The 18049-nt window shown below is 30.2% G+C and carries 18 protein-coding genes; 17 read left to right on the top strand and 1 reads right to left on the bottom strand.

What is annotated here, in order from left to right:
- The first annotated feature begins 71 nt into the window (after window positions 1-71).
- Window positions 72-680, top strand: a complete 609-nt coding sequence (locus IPH62_02985; GenBank protein ID MBK7104227.1) for a DUF47 family protein — start codon at window positions 72-74, stop codon at window positions 678-680.
- An 8-nt stretch (window positions 681-688) separates the two neighbouring features.
- Window positions 689-1678, top strand: a complete 990-nt coding sequence (locus tag IPH62_02980) for an inorganic phosphate transporter (protein ID MBK7104226.1) — start codon at window positions 689-691, stop codon at window positions 1676-1678.
- 145 nt (window positions 1679-1823) lie between these two features.
- Here the strand turns inward: IPH62_02980 and IPH62_02975 are convergent, their stop codons facing one another.
- On the bottom strand, window positions 1824-3911 hold the full coding sequence (locus IPH62_02975) for a peptidylprolyl isomerase (protein MBK7104225.1): 2088 nt from the start codon (window positions 3909-3911) through the stop codon (window positions 1824-1826).
- 223 nt (window positions 3912-4134) lie between these two features.
- Here IPH62_02975 and IPH62_02970 point away from each other — a divergent pair, with 223 nt between their 5' ends.
- The 15 genes from IPH62_02970 (at window position 4135) to IPH62_02900 (ending at window position 18023) form a co-directional block, all read left to right on the top strand.
- Entirely contained in the window at window positions 4135-4347 is a 213-nt protein-coding gene (locus IPH62_02970; GenBank protein ID MBK7104224.1) for a hypothetical protein, read from the top strand.
- A 35-nt stretch (window positions 4348-4382) separates the two neighbouring features.
- Window positions 4383-6479 (top strand): sodium:solute symporter family protein, encoded by a 2097-nt coding sequence (locus tag IPH62_02965; GenBank protein ID MBK7104223.1) that lies wholly within the window; start codon window positions 4383-4385, stop codon window positions 6477-6479.
- A 190-nt stretch (window positions 6480-6669) separates the two neighbouring features.
- A complete protein-coding gene (locus IPH62_02960) occupies window positions 6670-7761 on the top strand; it encodes a M48 family metallopeptidase (protein MBK7104222.1) in 1092 nt (363 codons plus the stop codon).
- 9 nt (window positions 7762-7770) lie between these two features.
- Window positions 7771-8067 (top strand): Asp-tRNA(Asn)/Glu-tRNA(Gln) amidotransferase subunit GatC, encoded by a 297-nt coding sequence (gene gatC / locus IPH62_02955; GenBank protein ID MBK7104221.1) that lies wholly within the window; start codon window positions 7771-7773, stop codon window positions 8065-8067.
- 8 nt (window positions 8068-8075) lie between these two features.
- Window positions 8076-8834, top strand: a complete 759-nt coding sequence (gene kdsB, locus IPH62_02950) for a 3-deoxy-manno-octulosonate cytidylyltransferase (GenBank protein MBK7104220.1) — start codon at window positions 8076-8078, stop codon at window positions 8832-8834.
- Window positions 8835-9788 carry a pyridoxal-phosphate dependent enzyme gene (locus IPH62_02945; GenBank protein ID MBK7104219.1) on the top strand — a complete coding sequence of 318 codons (954 nt, stop codon included), beginning with the start codon at window positions 8835-8837 and terminating at the stop codon, window positions 9786-9788.
- 17 nt (window positions 9789-9805) lie between these two features.
- Complete coding sequence (locus IPH62_02940; GenBank protein ID MBK7104218.1) at window positions 9806-10219, top strand: cobalamin B12-binding domain-containing protein; 414 nt, start codon at window positions 9806-9808, stop codon at window positions 10217-10219.
- Between the two features lie 102 nt (window positions 10220-10321).
- The gene (locus tag IPH62_02935; protein MBK7104217.1) at window positions 10322-11434 is read left to right on the top strand and encodes a DUF1624 domain-containing protein; all 1113 of its coding nucleotides are present in this window, start codon (window positions 10322-10324) and stop codon (window positions 11432-11434) included.
- A gap of 3 nt (window positions 11435-11437) precedes the next feature.
- On the top strand, window positions 11438-12472 hold the full coding sequence (gene ruvB / locus IPH62_02930; GenBank protein ID MBK7104216.1) for a Holliday junction branch migration DNA helicase RuvB: 1035 nt from the start codon (window positions 11438-11440) through the stop codon (window positions 12470-12472).
- Complete coding sequence (kdsA, locus tag IPH62_02925; protein ID MBK7104215.1) at window positions 12469-13284, top strand: 3-deoxy-8-phosphooctulonate synthase; 816 nt, start codon at window positions 12469-12471, stop codon at window positions 13282-13284. The genes ruvB and kdsA overlap by 4 nt, the downstream gene beginning before the upstream one ends.
- Window positions 13284-14261, top strand: a complete 978-nt coding sequence (locus IPH62_02920; protein MBK7104214.1) for a KpsF/GutQ family sugar-phosphate isomerase — start codon at window positions 13284-13286, stop codon at window positions 14259-14261. Before kdsA ends, IPH62_02920 begins: the two co-directional genes overlap by 1 nt.
- Window positions 14258-14794 (top strand): LPS export ABC transporter periplasmic protein LptC, encoded by a 537-nt coding sequence (gene lptC, locus IPH62_02915; GenBank protein MBK7104213.1) that lies wholly within the window; start codon window positions 14258-14260, stop codon window positions 14792-14794. Before IPH62_02920 ends, lptC (IPH62_02915) begins: the two co-directional genes overlap by 4 nt.
- Window positions 14791-16158, top strand: coding sequence for an LPS export ABC transporter periplasmic protein LptC (lptC, locus tag IPH62_02910; protein MBK7104212.1), 1368 nt, complete (start codon window positions 14791-14793; stop codon window positions 16156-16158). Before lptC (IPH62_02915) ends, lptC (IPH62_02910) begins: the two co-directional genes overlap by 4 nt.
- A 2-nt stretch (window positions 16159-16160) precedes the next feature.
- Window positions 16161-16904, top strand: a complete 744-nt coding sequence (gene lptB / locus IPH62_02905; protein ID MBK7104211.1) for an LPS export ABC transporter ATP-binding protein — start codon at window positions 16161-16163, stop codon at window positions 16902-16904.
- 300 nt (window positions 16905-17204) lie between these two features.
- Entirely contained in the window at window positions 17205-18023 is an 819-nt protein-coding gene (locus IPH62_02900) for a T9SS type A sorting domain-containing protein (GenBank protein MBK7104210.1), read from the top strand.
- Window positions 18024-18049 lie beyond the last annotated feature (26 nt).

The raw sequence follows: 18049 nt of genomic DNA, 5'->3' as shown, positions 1-18049 counted from the left end.
ATCAAGTTTACTTAACTTTAGCAATTCAAAAAATAAAATATCATAAATTTCTTAAAATTTTCTGGTGTTATATGTTTAAAAAATTATTACCAAAAGAAGAAAAATATTTTGAAGATTTCAAAACGATGATTTCGCAAATTGAGGAAATGGCGGTTATTACGGAGAAAATATTCTCGTTTGATGATCAAAAAGCAAATATTTTGAAAATGAAACCGCTTGAATTAAGATGTGACGAAACTGCGCAAAAAATTACAAAAAGATTAAATAAAACTTATGTCACTCCGTTTGATCGCGAAGATATTTTTGCACTTATAAAAAGACTTGATGACATCAGCGATATGCTTTTAGGAGCTACAGTTAGAGTTGATACATTTCATATTGATAAAAAAATTGATTATGCCGATAAACTTGCTTTGATAATTCGTGCACAAGTAAAAGAATTGGGAGTTGCAATTCAAGATTTGAAAGTTAAGCGAATAAACGAATTGAAAGCGGTGAAAGATCTTGAAGGTGAAGCAGACAAAGTATATCAGCTGGCAATTAAGGAATTATTTGAAAATGAAAAAGATGCAATTGAACTCATAAAGAAAAAAGAAATTATTGATCTTCTGGAAAGAACCAGCGATAAATGCCAATCAACAGCTAATGTAATCTTAGCAATTTTTATAAAGAACACATAAGAAAAAATATGGATATTGTTGTACTGATTATTCTCCTCGCACTTGTATTTGATTTTTATAATGGAATGAATGATGCTGCAAATTCAATTGCAACAATAGTTTCTACAAGAGTTTTAACACCATTACAAGCAGTTACGTGGGCAGCTTTTTTCAATTTTGTGGCTGCTTTTGCATTTGGAGTTAGTGTTGCAACTACAATTGGAAAAGGTTTGGTAGATGTAAATGTTGTTGATAATTTTGTGATTTTTTCCGGAATTGTTGGAGCAATAATTTTAACAGCTACTGCTACTCATTTTGGTTTACCAATTAGCGTTTCGCATGCAATTATTGGAGGTTATGGCGGTGCCGCAATTACAAAAGCCGGAATTGGTGCTATAATTATTTCCGGATATACAAAAGTTGTACTTTTTATCTTTCTTGCTCCGTTGATTGGATTTATTGGAGCTACGTTTTTTTCAATTATAACTTTGTGGATTGTAAAAAATCAATCTCCAAGTAAAGTAGATAAATATTTCAGAAAGCTACAATTAGTTTCTGCAGCAGTTTATAGTCTTAGTCACGGTTCAAATGATGCACAAAAAACAATTGGAATAATAACAATTGTATTATTTACAAATAATTTACTTGGCGAAACATTTTATGTTCCTTTTTGGGTGATTATTCTAAGCCATTCTGTTATTGCATTGGGTACATTGTTTGGAGGCTGGAAAGTAATCAGAACTTTGGGAATGAGAGTAACAAAACTTACACCATTCGGCGGTTTTAGTGCTGAATCTTCCGCTGGTTTAACTATAATTGGAGCAACTTTAGCTGGAATACCAGTTAGCACAACTCATACAATTACTGGTGCAATTATTGGGGTTGGATCTTTAAAAGGTTTTTCTGCTGTACGCTGGGGAGTTGCAAGAAATATTTTATGGGCTTGGATTTTAACAATTCCTTTATCAGCATTATTTGCAATGTTAACTTATTTAATTGCCACTGGAATATTTAAGTAGAAAAAAAATATTTTTGATTTCAATATTATATTTTTTGCTGAGAAGTTTATTCAAAATTAAATTTTGAAAATTCATTTTAACCATTTCAACTATTCAAAAAAAAAGGCATCTCAAAGATGCCTTGTAGTTTTTAACTAAATTATTATTATCTAAAAAATTGATATCTATTATCTTCAATATCTGCTTCTTTCTTTAGACTTTCAATCCATTCTGCAAAAACCATATTCTTCTTTTGAGCTAATAAATTTTCTCTAATTGAATTTTTCTGAATCGAAAAGATTGTAGAATCAATTGGTGTTCTTTGAGTTACTTTTAAAAGATAATATCCCCTTGCGCCTTTTACCGGATTTGTTATTTCATTTATTTTTGAATCTAATGAAGCTTGAGTAAATGCTAAATCACGACCAACGCCTGGAACATTTCCGTTGGGAGCAAAATTTGCAACTCCGGAAACTTTAACTTTACTATAAACTTCAGCAGCTTTTGCAAAATCTTTTGTTCCGCCAATTTTAGTTTTTATATCTGTACAAATTGATTTAGATTTTTCAAATTTTTTCTCTCGTAAAACTTTAGATTTGATAATTTCTTTTACTTCTTCTAAAGGTTTTTTTCCGGCATTTTCAATTTTTGAAACCATTGCAACAACATATCCGGCTTGAACTTTGAAAACAGAACTTACATCATTTAATCCATTTTCAAAAGCAAATTTTACTAAAGCTACGCTTGATCCAACTCCGGGAACAACTTTGGATTCTTCAGTAATTTGAGGAGTTTCTTTAACTTCCATTTTTAATAATTCTGCTTCGGTAATAAAATCATTTTTCTCAGCTATATATGCAAAATCATTTGCTTTATCGTAAGCCTTATCAACCGTTGTAGCCGATGCTTTTATTTCATTTACAATTTTTTCTACAATATATTTTTTATCGCTTTTTCCGGTAACTTTAATAATATGAAAACCAAATTGAGTTCTAACCGGTTTTTGAATTTCTCCAATTTTTCCATTAAACGAAGCATTTTCAAATTCTTTAACCATTTGACCTTTACCAAACCAACCTAAATCGCCGCCGTTTCTTGCACTTCCGTCTTCTGAAGCTTGTTTTGCAGTAACTTCAAAATTAGCACCTTTTAAAAGTTGATTATAAATTCCATCAATTTTAGCTTTTGCCGCATTTTCATCTGTTCCATGTTTTACTAAAATGTGTGAAGCTTTTACGAGTGATTCTTTGCTGGGAACTGTATTTTCTAATTTATAAACAACATATCCTTCGTTTGTTAGAACCGGACCAACTAAACTTCCGTTTGCAGCTTTTGAAATTTGTAAACCGGCTTCTCCTCCGAACATTGTTAAAGCGAGTGTATCTTTTGAGTATGGTTTTTCGGAATAAATTTCCACGTAGGATTTAAATGTTGTTGTGTCGCCTTCAATTTTTTTAACAATTGCAGATAAATTAGTCATAACACTAATTGAATCATCTTTTGTTGGGGCATTGCTAAAAAGTACATATTTCAATTGTCTTTGTGCATCAACTTTAAATTCTTCGGTGTTTTCATTATAATATTTTTCTATTTCAGAATCATTTACGGAAATTTCATTATCAGCAATTGTATTTATATCAACAAAAGCATATTCTGTAGAAATTTTCATATTTTGCTGAATAAAAGCATCCTTAACGTCTGTATCGCTAACAACAATTGAAGCATTTAAGTAACTCGCTAATTTTTGCTGAATTAATTGCTGTCTTACAATATTTTCTGTTTGAACCATCGCTTCTTTATTTTGCGGATCATAAATTGCTTGATCATAAGCTTGTCTGTTAAACTGACCGGTTGAATCAACAAAATATTGTGTAATTATCTGCGGCGGATTTGGTCCTTGAATTATATCCAAAATTTCTTGATCGGTAACAGTAATTCCTAATTCTTTAATTTTTTCATCAATTAATTTTTGAGATACCAAATTTTCCCAAACTTGGTCTCTGAAAGCATCCATTTGCGCTTCCGGAATTTCACTACCGGTTCTTTGAACTTGATCTTTTCTATATTGTTCAATTAGATTTGAATATTCTTGATAAGAAATTGCATTTCCATTTATTGAACCAACATCATTACTTCTTGTTGCAATAATATCTGAAACTCTTGAATCAGAAAGCACCATAAATAATACAAAAAGTCCTCCAACTGTAATAATAAACCATGGAGCAAGACTTCTCATTCTTGCCATCATTCCCATAATTAACAACTCCTTTTATTTCAAAAAAATAAAAATTTTTAGCCAACAAAGTTAGAAACACTCACTTTTAAAAGCAACGTTTTAATTTTAATCACGAAATTAGATTTTCTATCAATTTCAAAAAAAAATCACATAATATTTAATCCAAAAATAATTTGCTTGTAAAAATATGCTTGATTAAGTTTAGTTAATCTAAAATCAACAAATAAAATTTGAGATAAAAATGCCTACATTTTTTGATACTTGGATGCCGTTTATTTACTTATATGTTGTTGGCGGACTTTTTTTCTTAAGCGGAATGCTAATTATTAAAAAAGCAAAAGCTGTAAATTTTGCAAAAAAAAGTCACCGTTTTTGGTGGAACGTTTCAATATTTGGTTTCTTTTATTTTATGGCAATTCATGCATTTTTCATAGTTGCAGCTCTCTATTTTTAAATTCAAAAATTTCATAACAAAATCAGATCAAAATTATGGAAGTACATCATAGTCTTGGAACATCGACCGATTGGATAGTGATGGTTGTTTACTTTGTGGCAATCATGGCTTTTGGGTCATATTTCAGTAAATATAATAGAACAACAAATGATTTCTTTTTTGGCGGAAGAAGGTTTGCTTGGTGGTTAATTGCAATGAGCATTGTTGCTACCGGAGTTGGAAGTCATAGTTTTATTAAATATTCCGCAAAAGGATTTGAAGCCGGGCTTTCTTCAACTATGACTTATATGAATGATTGGTTTTTTGTCCCGTTTTTCATTTTCGGCTGGCTTCCAATAATTGTTTACACAAAAATTAGATCTATTCCGGAATATTTTGAAAAAAGATTTTCGCCATCAACAAGATTTCTTGCAACAATTTTACTCTTACTTTATATGATTGGTTATGTTGGAATCGGATTTTTAACAATGGGAAAGGCAATTTTACCATTACTTCCACCGGAATTTACACTTTTTGGAATTCATATTGAAATTACTTTAATGAGTTTAATTGTAGTAATTGCCCTAATTGTTGGAGTTTATATAACTTACGGCGGACAAACTGCAGTTATATTTACTGATCTTTTACAAGGATTTGTACTAATTTTTGCCGGAATGTTGGTTTTCTTTTTAGGAATTGATTACATAGGCGGTTTTGGATTATTTTGGGAACTTCTTCCAACTACTTGGAAATTGCCGTTAGCAAATTTTAACAATCCTCCCGGATTTAATTTTGTTGGAATTTTCTGGCAAGACGGAATTGCTGGTTCCGTTGGATTTTTATTCATGAACATGGGTTTGGTAATGCGTTTTATGGCAACCAAAAGCGTAGATGAAGGAAGGAAAGCCGCAACTTTTAATATCCTATTTATGCTTCCGCTTTCTGCAATTGTTGTGGGAAATGCCGGTTGGATTGGAAAAGCTATTTCCATTGTAAATCCATCTGTAATTCCGCCCGATACAAATCCCGATAATATTTTTGTTGTTGTAGCAAATGTTATTTCTTTACCCGGAGTTTTTGGATTTGTTATGGCAGCGCTTACTGCAGCTTTGATGTCAACAGTCGATACATTACTAAATGCTACTGCCGCTATCTATATTAATGATGTTCACAGACCGGCAAAAAAATGGTTAGCAAAAAAAGTTAAAAGCGTTAAGGAAGAAGACAAACAAGAATTATTTGCGGCAAGAATTGCAACTGCATTGTTTACAGTTCTTGGAGTTTTAGCTGTAATTCCTTTTAGTGCATTTCCAACTGTTTATGAAGCACACGGATATTTTCATTCTACTTTAACACCACCTTTAGTTGTTGCAATATTTTTGGGTGTGTTCTGGAAAAAATTTACTAACGCAGCAGTAATTGCAACTTTTGTAGTTGGTGTTGCGCTAATGGTTTTGGGAATGTATTACCCTCAACCTTTGATAGAAGTATTTTCTCACGGAACCGCTTATGATCCGGCTCATCCTTATACTTATATTGGAGCTTTATATAATTTATTTGTTTGTGTTTTTGTTGGAGTAATTACAACTTTTACAAGAAATCAGCAAATATCTTTAGTTAAAAAAATTAAAAGTAATCCAAATCATAAAGGAATTTTTTCCGGATTAACATTTATTTCCGGAGCAATTTTTGTAATGATTATTTTTAATGTTGCATCTCTTCCAATTTTAATGTTTTTAACAATATTAATGTTAGTCTTTGTTGTTCTATCTGCAAATTATTATTCAAAATATTCTGAAGAAACACACACTGATGGATTAACAGTTTGGAGTTTAGCAAAAGCCAAAGAAATGTTTAAAGGAAGTAAAGTTAACGATGTTGATGGGGAAACCATAAAAGTCAATTGGAAATTGGTTAATTCTTCGGATGACTTGATGTGCTTCTCACAAAATGATATGAAAAAAATGTCGGCAAATCCTGGGGATTTAGTTTACGTTACTGATGCAAGAAAAATTCTTGGTGGATTAAAATCTGCACATAGTACTTTGGGTAAACCGCACAGTGAAGATGGAATTGTTTACATTACTCAAGAACATATTGATCAAGGACAGTTTGTTGAGGGCAAAATTTTAACTGCCGAAAAGGAAATGTGATAAAAACAGAGTAAGATTAAGGAAATATGAAAATGAATTTAGAATAATCTGTTTTGTAAATTCTTAATCTTACTCTTAATCTTAATCTTCTTTTTACCAATTGACTTCAAATAATTTTAAGTTTAACTTCACAAAAAGCACAAATCAAAAAAAAAGTGTAATTTTAACGCAATAAAAAATTATACTTTTCATGGATTCAAAAAAATACAATAATATTAAACTCGGTTTTGGAATTGCAAAATCAATTCTAACTTTCATTCTAATTTTAGTTTTTCTTCTTACCGGATTAAGTGAAAAATTAGAAATTTTTGGAGATTCACTTTTCGATTCAAAATATCTTAATTTAATTTTTTACGTAATTATTAGCGGCGCAGCAGTTTCAATTTTATTTTTTCCAATAAATTTGTACACAGATTTTATTCTTGAACATAAATACAAATTATCAAACCAAACATTTTTTGCTTGGATTTGGGAAAATACAAAAGGTACAATCGTCGGTGGAGTAATTGGAATTCCGTTATTATTAATTTTTTACTATGTTCTTAATTATTATCAAGAAATGTGGTGGCTGCCGTTTGCAATTTTATTGTTTTTTGTTTCAGTAATTTTAGCGAAAATTGTTCCAATTATTATTCTTCCAATATTTTATAAAATCTCTCCGATTGAAGATGAAGATTTGCGAAATAGAATTTTCAAACTTTCGGAAAATGTAAATTTAAAGGTTGAAAATATTTTTAAATTCAACATGAGTAAAACCACAAAAAAAGCCAATGCCGCATTTACTGGATTAGGAAAAACAAAAAAAATTCTTTTGGGGGATACTTTAACAAATGAATTTTCTAACGATGAAATTGAAACCGTAATTGCACACGAACTTGGTCATTACAAACATAAACACATTATTAAAAATATTGCAATTGGTACAATTTCAAGTTTTGTAACACTTTATTTGCTTTCAGTATTATATTCAAATTCTTTAAGCTGGTTTGGATTTACAAATATTACTCAAATTGCGGCGCTTCCAATTTTATCACTTTGGGGAATGTTGATCGGGTTAATTCAAACTCCGCTTACAAATTTATTATCAAGAAAATATGAACACGAAGCTGATGAATATGCGATTAGAAGTACAAATAAAAAAGATGTTTTTATTAAAACTTTAGATAAATTAACAGAACAAAATTTAGGTGATAAAGAACCTCATCCTTTTGTGGAATGGTTTTTTTACAGTCATCCATCAATTAAAAAAAGAATTGCTTTTATTGAAACCATAAAAATTTAAGAGTGTAAAATGTCAGTTACAATTCAAGATGTAAAAAAAATTGCCGAGCTTGCTCGATTAGAATTTACAGAAGTAGAAATCGGAAATTATACAAATGAGATGAATCAAATTCTGAATTATATGGAAAAGTTAAACGAACTTGATACAGAAAATGTAAAACCACTTTCACATCCAATTGAAAATTCTAATGTTTTTAGAGAAGATATTTTGAAGGAAAGTACAAATAGAGACGATGCTTTAAAAAATGCTCCCGATAAAACAAATGAACATTTCAAAGTTCCAAAAGTGATTAGTCAGAATAAATAAAAATAAAAATGATAGTAGGAATTATACCAGCCAGATTTGCATCAACACGACTTCAAGGAAAACCGTTAAAATTAATTGGCGGAAAGCCAATGCTGCAGCATACTTACGAAAGTGCGAAAAAATCCAAATTGCTTTCTGATGTTGTAATTGCTGTTGATGATGAAAGAGTTTATAATGCTGCAAAAAATTTTGGTGCCCAAGTGGAAATGACACCAAAAGATATGGAAACCGGCTCGGATAGAATTGCATACGTTGCAAAAAAATTATTTACCGCAGAAATTATTGTAAATATTCAAGGAGATGAACCGTTCATTCCGGGAAAAATGATTGATGAAGCTATTGAACCTTTGCTGTTTGATAAAACTGTTTCCGTTTCAACTTTGGCAAAAAGAATAATAACTGTTGATGAATTGAATTCCCCAAACGTTGTAAAAGTTGTTTTCGATTATAATAATTACGCTCTATATTTTTCTCGTTCGCCAATTCCTTATGTTCGTGAAGAAATTTCTGATAAACAAAAATTGCGTGTTGCGGATATTTACAAACACATCGGACTTTACGTTTACCGGAAAGATAAATTGTTGGAGTTTACAACTTTAAAACAAACTGATTTAGAAAAGTTTGAAAAACTTGAACAATTGCGAATGCTTGAAAATCAGATGAGAATAAAAGTTGTGGTTACCGATCACGAAAGTATTTCTGTAGATACTGAAGATGATTTGGAATTAGCAAAATTACATTATCAACGAATTCAAGAGAATTTATAAATGAAAATTCCAAAGAAAATTTCACTCGCAAATATTCCAACTCCGTTTACTCAAATTGAATTTAATGGAAATAAGTTTTTTATAAAACGAGACGACTTAACCGGAGTTGAACTTACCGGAAATAAAGTTAGAAAATTAGAGTATTTACTTTACGATGCAAAGATGAAAAAAGCTGATTATGTTTTTACACGAGGCGGATATCAATCAAACCACGCAAGAGCAACTTGCATTGCGGCGGCTTCTTTGGGAATGAAATCAAAACTTTTTCTTTGGGGAAATTCAAATCAAAATCCGGATGGAAATTTATTCCTTGATAAATTCGTTGGAGCGGAAATAAAATTTTTATCTAAAAGTGAATATAAATTTGTTGATGATGTAATGTTGGAAAATCAAAAGGAACTTTCTAAAAAGAAATTAAACACTTATATAATTCCCTCCGGTGGTTCTTCTCCTTTGGGCATTTGGGGATATATAAATTTTGTTAACGAACTTGCGGAACAAACAAATCTTAAAAAATTTACTGGAATTTTATTGGCAACCGGAAGCAGCGGAACAGCTGCGGGAATATTGGTTGGTCAAGCTTTGCTTGGGTTAAATTTTAAAATTTTCGGAATCAGTGTAATTGATAAAAAAGAAATTGTGAAAGAAGATATAATAAAATTAACTGAAGAAAATATTAAGGTATTTGATTTGAAATTAAAACCAAATTTTAACAATTTGGAAATTTTGGATAATTATTCCGAAGAAGGTTACAAAAATATTTCACAGAATAAAATTAATTTGTTCAAAGAATTTTTTATGCAGACGGGAATACTTCTTGATCCAACATATACCGGAAAAGCATTTTACGCATATAATGATAATTTCATAAATGTAAAAAATAATAAAGTTATATTTCTTCATACCGGCGGAATATTTGGAGTTTTTCCAAAAATTAAAAATTATTTAGCTTAAAATTTATTGGGTAATTAATGGAAAAGAAAATTAGGGTTTTAATTGCAAAAGCCGGATTAGACGGTCATGATAGAGGTGCAAAAGTAATTGCCGCTGCTTTGCGCGATGCGGGAATGGAAGTTATATATTTGGGTTTGCGCCAAACTCCCGAAATGATTGTAAGCGCTGCAATTCAAGAAGATGTTGACGCAATTGGAATTAGTATTTTATCCGGGGCTCATATGACAATCTTTCCAAGAATTTTGGATGAAATGAAAAAAAATGAAATAGAGGATGTTTTACTTTTTGGCGGTGGAATTATTCCGGATGAAGATTTACAAACCTTAAAAAAAATGGGAGTGGGTGAATTATTTACACCCGGTGCTTCAACAATTGAAGTTGTTTCATTCCTCAAAAAATGGGTAAAAGAAAATCCCAGAAAAATTTATTAAAAATTTAAATGAACATTTTTTATCATATCTATAAGAAAGAACAGTGGTTTTTTTAATCTTCTCATTTTGATTATTTTTACTAATCTTTGATAAATTATTTTTATGAAATCCGATCAAAAAAGAAGAATTGTATTTATTGATTTAATGCGCGCATTCGCTGTAATTATGATGATTCAAGGTCATACTACAGATACGTTTCTTTCCAATGAATATAGAAATACCGAATCTGTTGCATATAATTTTTGGTTAACGATGCGCGGATTTACTGCGCCGATTTTTATGTTTTCATCCGGATTAATATTTACATATTTACTAAAAGCTGATCATTTCGATTTTTTTCAGAATCCAAGAATTGCAAAAGGAATAAAACGAGGATTTGCACTTATTGGAATCGGTTATTTATTAAGATTTCCGACACATAGAATATTTGATTTGGAATCGGTAAGCAAAACTCAATGGGATATTTTTTTAACAGTTGATGCATTACATTTAATTGGCGTTGGATTGCTATCAATTGTTACAGTACTTTTTATTTCTAAAAATCTTAAGCTAAATTTTAATATTACATTAGGTTTTACAATTCTCATATCGTTAATTGTTAGTCCATATGTTGCAAAAATTAATTGGGACAATTATTTGCCGCAAATTTTATCCGGTTATTTTTTTGAAAAAAACGGTTCATTGTTTCCAATCTTTCCTTGGGTAATTTATGTTTTAGCTGGTGCAATGTTGGGAAATTATCTTAGTAAAAATGAAGGAATTTATTTCAAAAAAAGATTCTCAATTTTCCTTTTTACAATTGGTAGTTCGCTTGTGGGACTTTATTTAGCTATTTATGCATTTAGTCATTTGCTTCCGGAAAATATTTCAGATTGGTTATATGCAAACTCATTAATTATTGTCAGATTAGGATACGTAATTATTGCAAATAGTTTAATGGCGTTTATAGCAAGAAATTTCAATCATATTCCCAAAATTATTTCTGATACCGGAAAAAAAACTTTAATGCTTTATGTTGCTCATGTTATTATTTTATACGGCTGTGCTTTGTTTCCGGGATTTAATAAATTCTGGGGAAAAACTCTTACAAGTTATCAAACAATTTTTGTTGTAATTATTATGTTAGCGCTAATGCTTTTGTTAGTTTTGTATTCGGATAGAATTAGTAATTATTGGAAAAATAAATTCACAATTAGAAAAGTAAAGTCGATATAAAAAATGAGAGAATCAGAAAATACAAATCCTATACTTTCGGAAGATGAAATAAATTTTGAAAAAACAATTAGACCAAAAGTATTTTCGGATTTTACGGGTCAAAAGAAAATTACAGATAATCTGAAAGTATTTATTGGCGCTGCATTAAAACGAGGTGAAAGTTTAGATCACGTTTTGCTAACTGGTCCGCCCGGATTGGGGAAAACAACATTGGCAAATATTATTGCAAATGAATTAGGTGTAAAATTAAAAACAACTTCCGGACCGGTTCTTGAAAAACCCGGGGACCTTGCCGGTCTTTTAACAAATTTGGAAGAAAATTCTGTTTTATTTATTGATGAAATTCATCGGTTAAGCTCAGTTGTGGAAGAATATTTGTATTCTGCTATGGAAGATTATAAAATTGATATTATGATTGACAGCGGACCAAGTGCGCGAACCGTTCAAATTAAATTACCTAAATATACATTAGTCGGCGCAACAACAAGAGCCGGCTTGCTTACAGCTCCTTTGCGTGATAGATTCGGAATTAAATCAAGATTGGATTATTACGAAAGTGAATTGCTTTCCGAAATTATAAAACGTTCCTCAAAAATATTAAATGTTGCAATTGATGAAAATGCTGCGGATGAAATTTCAAGAAGGTCACGCGGAACTCCGAGAATTGCAAATCGTTTGCTTAGAAGAACTCGAGATTTTGCCGATTTTGAAAACTTAAATAAAATTGATTTATCAATTGCCAAAAAAGCTTTGAAGGCTTTGGAAGTTGATAATTACGGGCTTGATGAAATGGATAAAGCAATAATTCTTACAATTATTGAAAAGTTCAAAGGCGGTCCGGTTGGATTAAATACTTTAGCCGTTTCTGTAAATGAAGATCCCGGAACACTTGAAGAAGTTTACGAACCTTTTTTAATTCAGCAAGGTTTTATTCAACGCACACCGCGCGGAAGAGAAGCAACAGATTTGGCTTATATTAGATTTAATAAGACAAAAAAGAATATTCAGCAGAATAATTTTTTTGAAGAAGAAAAATGACAATTGAAATTGGTGAAATAAAAATTGGTGAAAATTTACCTTTAGTTTTAATTGCCGGACCTTGCGTAATTGAAAATAAAGAAATTACTTTTTTAACTGCAGAAAAAATTAAAGAAATTTCTGACAAATTAAATATTCCATTCATCTTTAAATCAAGTTTTAAGAAAGCAAACAGAACAAGCTTGAACTCCTTTACCGGATTGGGTTTTGACGAATCAATTAAAATTTTAGAAGAAGTTAAGAAGAATTTCAACATTCCAATATTGACGGATGTTCATTCAGAAAATGATATTGCAAATGTTTCTGAAATTGTTGATGTTTTACAAATTCCGGCATTTCTGTGCAGACAAACTGATTTATTAATTGCGGCGGGAAAAAGCGGAAAAATTGTTAATGTAAAAAAAGGGCAATTTCTTGCTCCGGAAGATATGAAGCATGTAATCGAAAAAATAGAAAGTACGGGGAACAAAAATATTTTATTGACCGAACGCGGAACAACTTTCGGATATCATAATTTAGTTGTTGATATGAGATCATTAATAATTATGAAAGAATTTGGATACCCAATTGTTATGGATGCAACGCACTCGGTTCAAATGCCAAGCAATTCAAATGTAACGGGCGGAGAGCCGAAATTTATTGAACCGTTAAGTAAAGCCGCTACAGCAGTTGGAATTGATGCATTATTTTTAGAAGTTCATCCCGATCCGAAAAATGCTTTAAGTGATGCCGGAAGTCAATTACAGCTTGATAAATTAGAATCGGTATTGCAAAAAGTTTTGGCAATTGATAAAGTTGTAAAAGGTTATTAATGACTGATCAAAATATTTTAGATAAAGGGAAAAAGGTTATTGAAATTGAGCTTAATTCAATTTTGGAATTAAATTCAAGATTAAATAATTCATTTGTTGAAGCAGTAAAACTAATCTACAATTCAAGCGGAAGAATAATTTTTGCCGGAATGGGAAAATCCGGATTGATTGCAAGAAAAATTGTTGCAACTTTTAATTCAACGGGAACAGCCGCTTTTTATTTGCATCCGACCGACGCACTTCACGGCGATTTAGGAATGGTAAGAAATGGTGATGTTGCAATTATAATTTCTAAAAGCGGCGCAACAGAGGAACTTAGAAATTTAATTTTAATGTTTAAAAGATTGGAAGTAAAAATTATAGGAATTTTGGGCTTGCCAAATTCAATAATTGCAAAAGATTGCGATGTTGTAATTGATGCAAGTGTAAAAGAAGAAGCGTGTCCTTACGATTTGGCTCCAACTTCATCAACCACAACTGCTTTGGTTATTGGCGATGCAATTGCAATTGCTGTTTTGGAATTAAGAGGTTTTACCCAAGAAGATTTTGCAATGCTTCATCCCGCCGGAAGTTTGGGAAAAAGATTATCATTAAAAATTTCTGAGATAATGTATAAAGATTCTGATTTTCCAACTGTAAATGAGGAAACATCTATAAAAGATACAATTTTGGAAATGACGAAAAAAAGACTTGGTGCAACTTGTGTAATCAATAATGATGGAGATTTAGTTGGAATAGTTACCGATGGAGATTTAAGAAGACAACTCGAAAAAAATCTTGATCTTAAAAATTTGAAAGCAAAAAATATTATGACGAAAAATCCTAAAATTATAAATTCAAATTTACTCGCTTCTTTTGCATTGCAGCAAATGGAAAATTATAATATCACATCTTTGGTTGCCGTGAGCGATTTAGGAAAACCTATCGGACTTGTTCACTTACATGATTTAGTAAAATTAGGTTTGCAGAGAAGATGAAAAAATTTCTTCTAGTAATTTTCATCGTAATTATAAATTTTTCTTGCGGAGAATCTAAATTAAAACCACAAACAGATAACTCAATTAACAGCGAAGAAATTCCCGATCAAGAAAGTAAAAAAGCAAAAATAACATTTACCGAAAGCGGTAAATTGAAAGCCATACTTTATTCAGATGTAATAAAAGTTCTTGGCAATAAAAATGAAAAATATCTTGAAGGCGTAATTGTTGATTTTTATAATGATAAAGAACAGAAAACGTCTCGCCTAACTTCCAAAAAAGGAAGAGTTGATGATATTACTCAAGATATGTATGCTATTGAAAATGTTATTGCAAAAAGTGATAGCGGTGTAACTTTAACTACAGAAGAATTAGTTTGGAAAAATAAATCAAAAAAAATTGTTACGGATAAATTTGTGAAAATTGTAAGTGACAAAGAAATTATTGAAGGTTACGGATTTGAGTCGGATCAAGGTTTAAGAAATTACACAATTTTTGATATTACTTACGTAACAAATGTTGAAAAAAAATGATAAAAAAATTTTTGATAATAATTATTGTATTTTCATTTTACCAAGTTTATGCTCAACAGAAAGAAAGCCAAATTATAATAATTGGCGATAGTTTAAAAGGCAAACTTATCGAAGGCGAAAACATTCGTGAAGTAATTGGCAATGTTGTTATAACTCAAGATGATGTTACAATAACTTGCGGAAAAGCAATTCAAAATATTAATAAAAATTCTGCAATACTAATTGGAAACGTTATACTAACTCAAGACAGCGTTGTAATAAAAACTGAGAAAGGTAATTATTTTGGGAATGAAAAAATTACAACTTCAGATACGTTAGTTCAGTTAAAAAATAAATCGACAAATTTATTTGCGAATTCCGGTAAGTATGATTTGAATACAAAAATTGCAGAGTTCAAAGGTGATGTTTTATTTTACGATTCCGTTTCAACATTGCGTTCTCAAAAATTAATTTATGAAAAAGATATAGAAAAAATTATTGCGACAAAAAAAGTTGTGGTTTCTGATTCACTTTCAGAAATAAAGGCGGATAGTTTAATTCATTTTAGAATTACAAAACTTACTGAAGGATTCGGAAGTGTAAAAATTTTTAGCAAAGAAAATAATGTTACGATTGTTGGCAATCAGCTTCTTGATGATAAACCAAATAATATTTCAAAAATATTCGGCAATCCGTTTCTGATTCAAATTGAAGAGCTTAGTGATAGTACTTACGATACTTTGTATATTCAATCAAAATACATGGAAGCCAAAAGAGACAGCAATTCAATTCTGATTGCGATTGATTCCGTAAGAATTGTAAAAGGAAATTTTTTATCGATTAATGATTCAACAATTTATGATCAAGCTTCCGGCAAAATTACAATAATTAAACAAAATGAAAAACCGGTTCCGATTTTGTGGTATGAAAAAAATCAAGTTACCGGAGACTCGATTTATATTTTAATGGATAGCAGTAAAATTAAAAATGTGGAAATATTGAATAATTCAATTATGATTTCTCAAGATTCCGTTTATCAATTCAGATTTAATCAAATGTCCGGAGATTCAATTTATCTCAATTTTAATAATGGGGAATTGGTTCAAACAAATGTTTACGGAAATGTATTAAGCATCTATTATTTATTTGAGGAAGACGAACCGAACGGATTGCTGAAATCAAGTGCGGAAAAGTTTAAAATATATATTGATGAAAATAAAGTAACCGATGTAAAATTATATGGAAGTCCGGTAAGCGAATATCATCCGGAAAATTTAGTTGAAGGAAATGAAAAAGCGTTTACGCTTCCGGCATTTATTTTATATGAAAATAAACCGGATAAAAATAAATTTGAAAAAATGTTTATTGAATTAAATAAAAATTAATTATGACTGAAAACTCAACATTACGAAGTGAAAATTTAATTAAGGTTTACAAAAAACGAACGGTTGTAAATAAAGTTTCCGTAAATGTTACACAAGGAGAAGTCGTTGGTCTGCTTGGTCCAAACGGTGCCGGAAAAACCACAACTTTTTATATGATTGTCGGAATGATTAAACCGAACGAAGGAAAAGTTTTTTTGAATCAAGAAAATATTACAGAATTGCCAATGTATAAAAGAGCGAAAATGGGAATTGGATATCTCCCGCAAGAAGCTTCAGTTTTTAGAAGATTAAGTGTGGAAGATAATATTATGGCTGTTTTGGAAATGACAAAATTATCGAAAACTGAAAGAAAAGAAAAACAAGAAAAATTGCTTGAAGAATTAAGTATTGCGCACATTAGAAAAAGTAAAGGATTTCAGCTTAGCGGCGGCGAAAGAAGAAGAACGGAAATTGCGCGAGCTTTGGCAACTGATCCCGATTTTATTTTGTTGGATGAACCTTTTGCCGGAGTTGACCCAATTGCAGTTGAAGATATTATGAGCATTGTTGCAAATCTTAAAAACAAAGGAATTGGAATATTAATTACAGATCACAATGTTCATGAAACATTAAGTATTGTTGATAGAGCTTACATTCTCATTGAAGGAAAAATATTTAAAGACGGGAAAGCTCAAAATTTAGCTGAAGATGAAGAAGTTAAAAAGCTTTATCTTGGCGAAAAGTTTAAGCTAGAAAGATATGAATAAATTTAAGTTTTGTTAATAGAGAAAAATTTTAAAACTTCTTAAATTCAATATTTATTGAATAAATAATTCAATAATTAGACATAATATCCCAATAATAAAATATCCCCACAAATAATAGTCATAAATTTTATCAAACTGAATTGGTTGACTGTCAAAACCAATATGTATAAATTTGTGACATAAATCACATTCATATTGTACCAAAAAGAAACATCTTATAATTACTGATTTTATTCAAACAAAATTTTGAAAGGAGTACAAAATATGAATAGATAAAATATACACTTTTTAGGGGGTACGATGTTCAAGACTTTTTTTTTAATTTTTACAGTTTTAAATATTTCACTTTTTGCTCAATCCGATTATATAATCAAACTCATAAATCCTATTCAGATTGATAATAAAAACTTAGAATTTGATGTTACAATTAATAGCACGGGTCCGGATTTTATATTATCATCCTATCAATGCGCGTTTACTTTTGATTTAACTTTTAATAATAGTGATTCAATTTCTTTAGAATATTCTGTAAATTCTTCGGAATTAGCAAATATTCCGGTTTACATTATTGGTTTTGATACTTCGGATCAGCAAAACAAATTAATATTTATTTCTGGAATTGGTAATGATATAATATCCGGAAAAGAAAAATTAATAGGAAAATTTAGAATTAGTTCCACAAAAGAATTTACCGAGGAGTCCTTAAATTTGAAATGGAATTTTACGGGCGCAGTAAATACAATTTTGACAGACATTAATTTCTTAAATATTACTGAACCGACAAATCATATTAATTTTGATAACACAATTACAAATGTTAAAGATTCGAAAGTACTTCCGGAAAAATATTCTTTGGAGCAAAATTATCCCAATCCATTTAACCCTACGACTAAAATAAAATATACAATTCAATCAAATTTGAAAAATTCTACCACGAATGTAAAATTAGTAGTATTTGATATTTTAGGACGTGAAGTTAAAACTTTGATTAATGAAAAACAAAAATCCGGAAATTATGAAATTATTTTTAATGCAAGGAATTTAGCGAGTGGAGCATATTTTTATAAATTGGATGCGGGAAATTTTACACAAGTAAAAAAAATGATTCTTTTGAAATAATTTTTGCAGAGAATTTTAAACTTTAA

This window comes from Ignavibacteriota bacterium (assembly GCA_016708125.1).
GTDB lineage: Bacteria > Bacteroidota > Ignavibacteria > Ignavibacteriales > Melioribacteraceae.
This window is presented reverse-complemented; position numbering and strand designations above follow the sequence as displayed.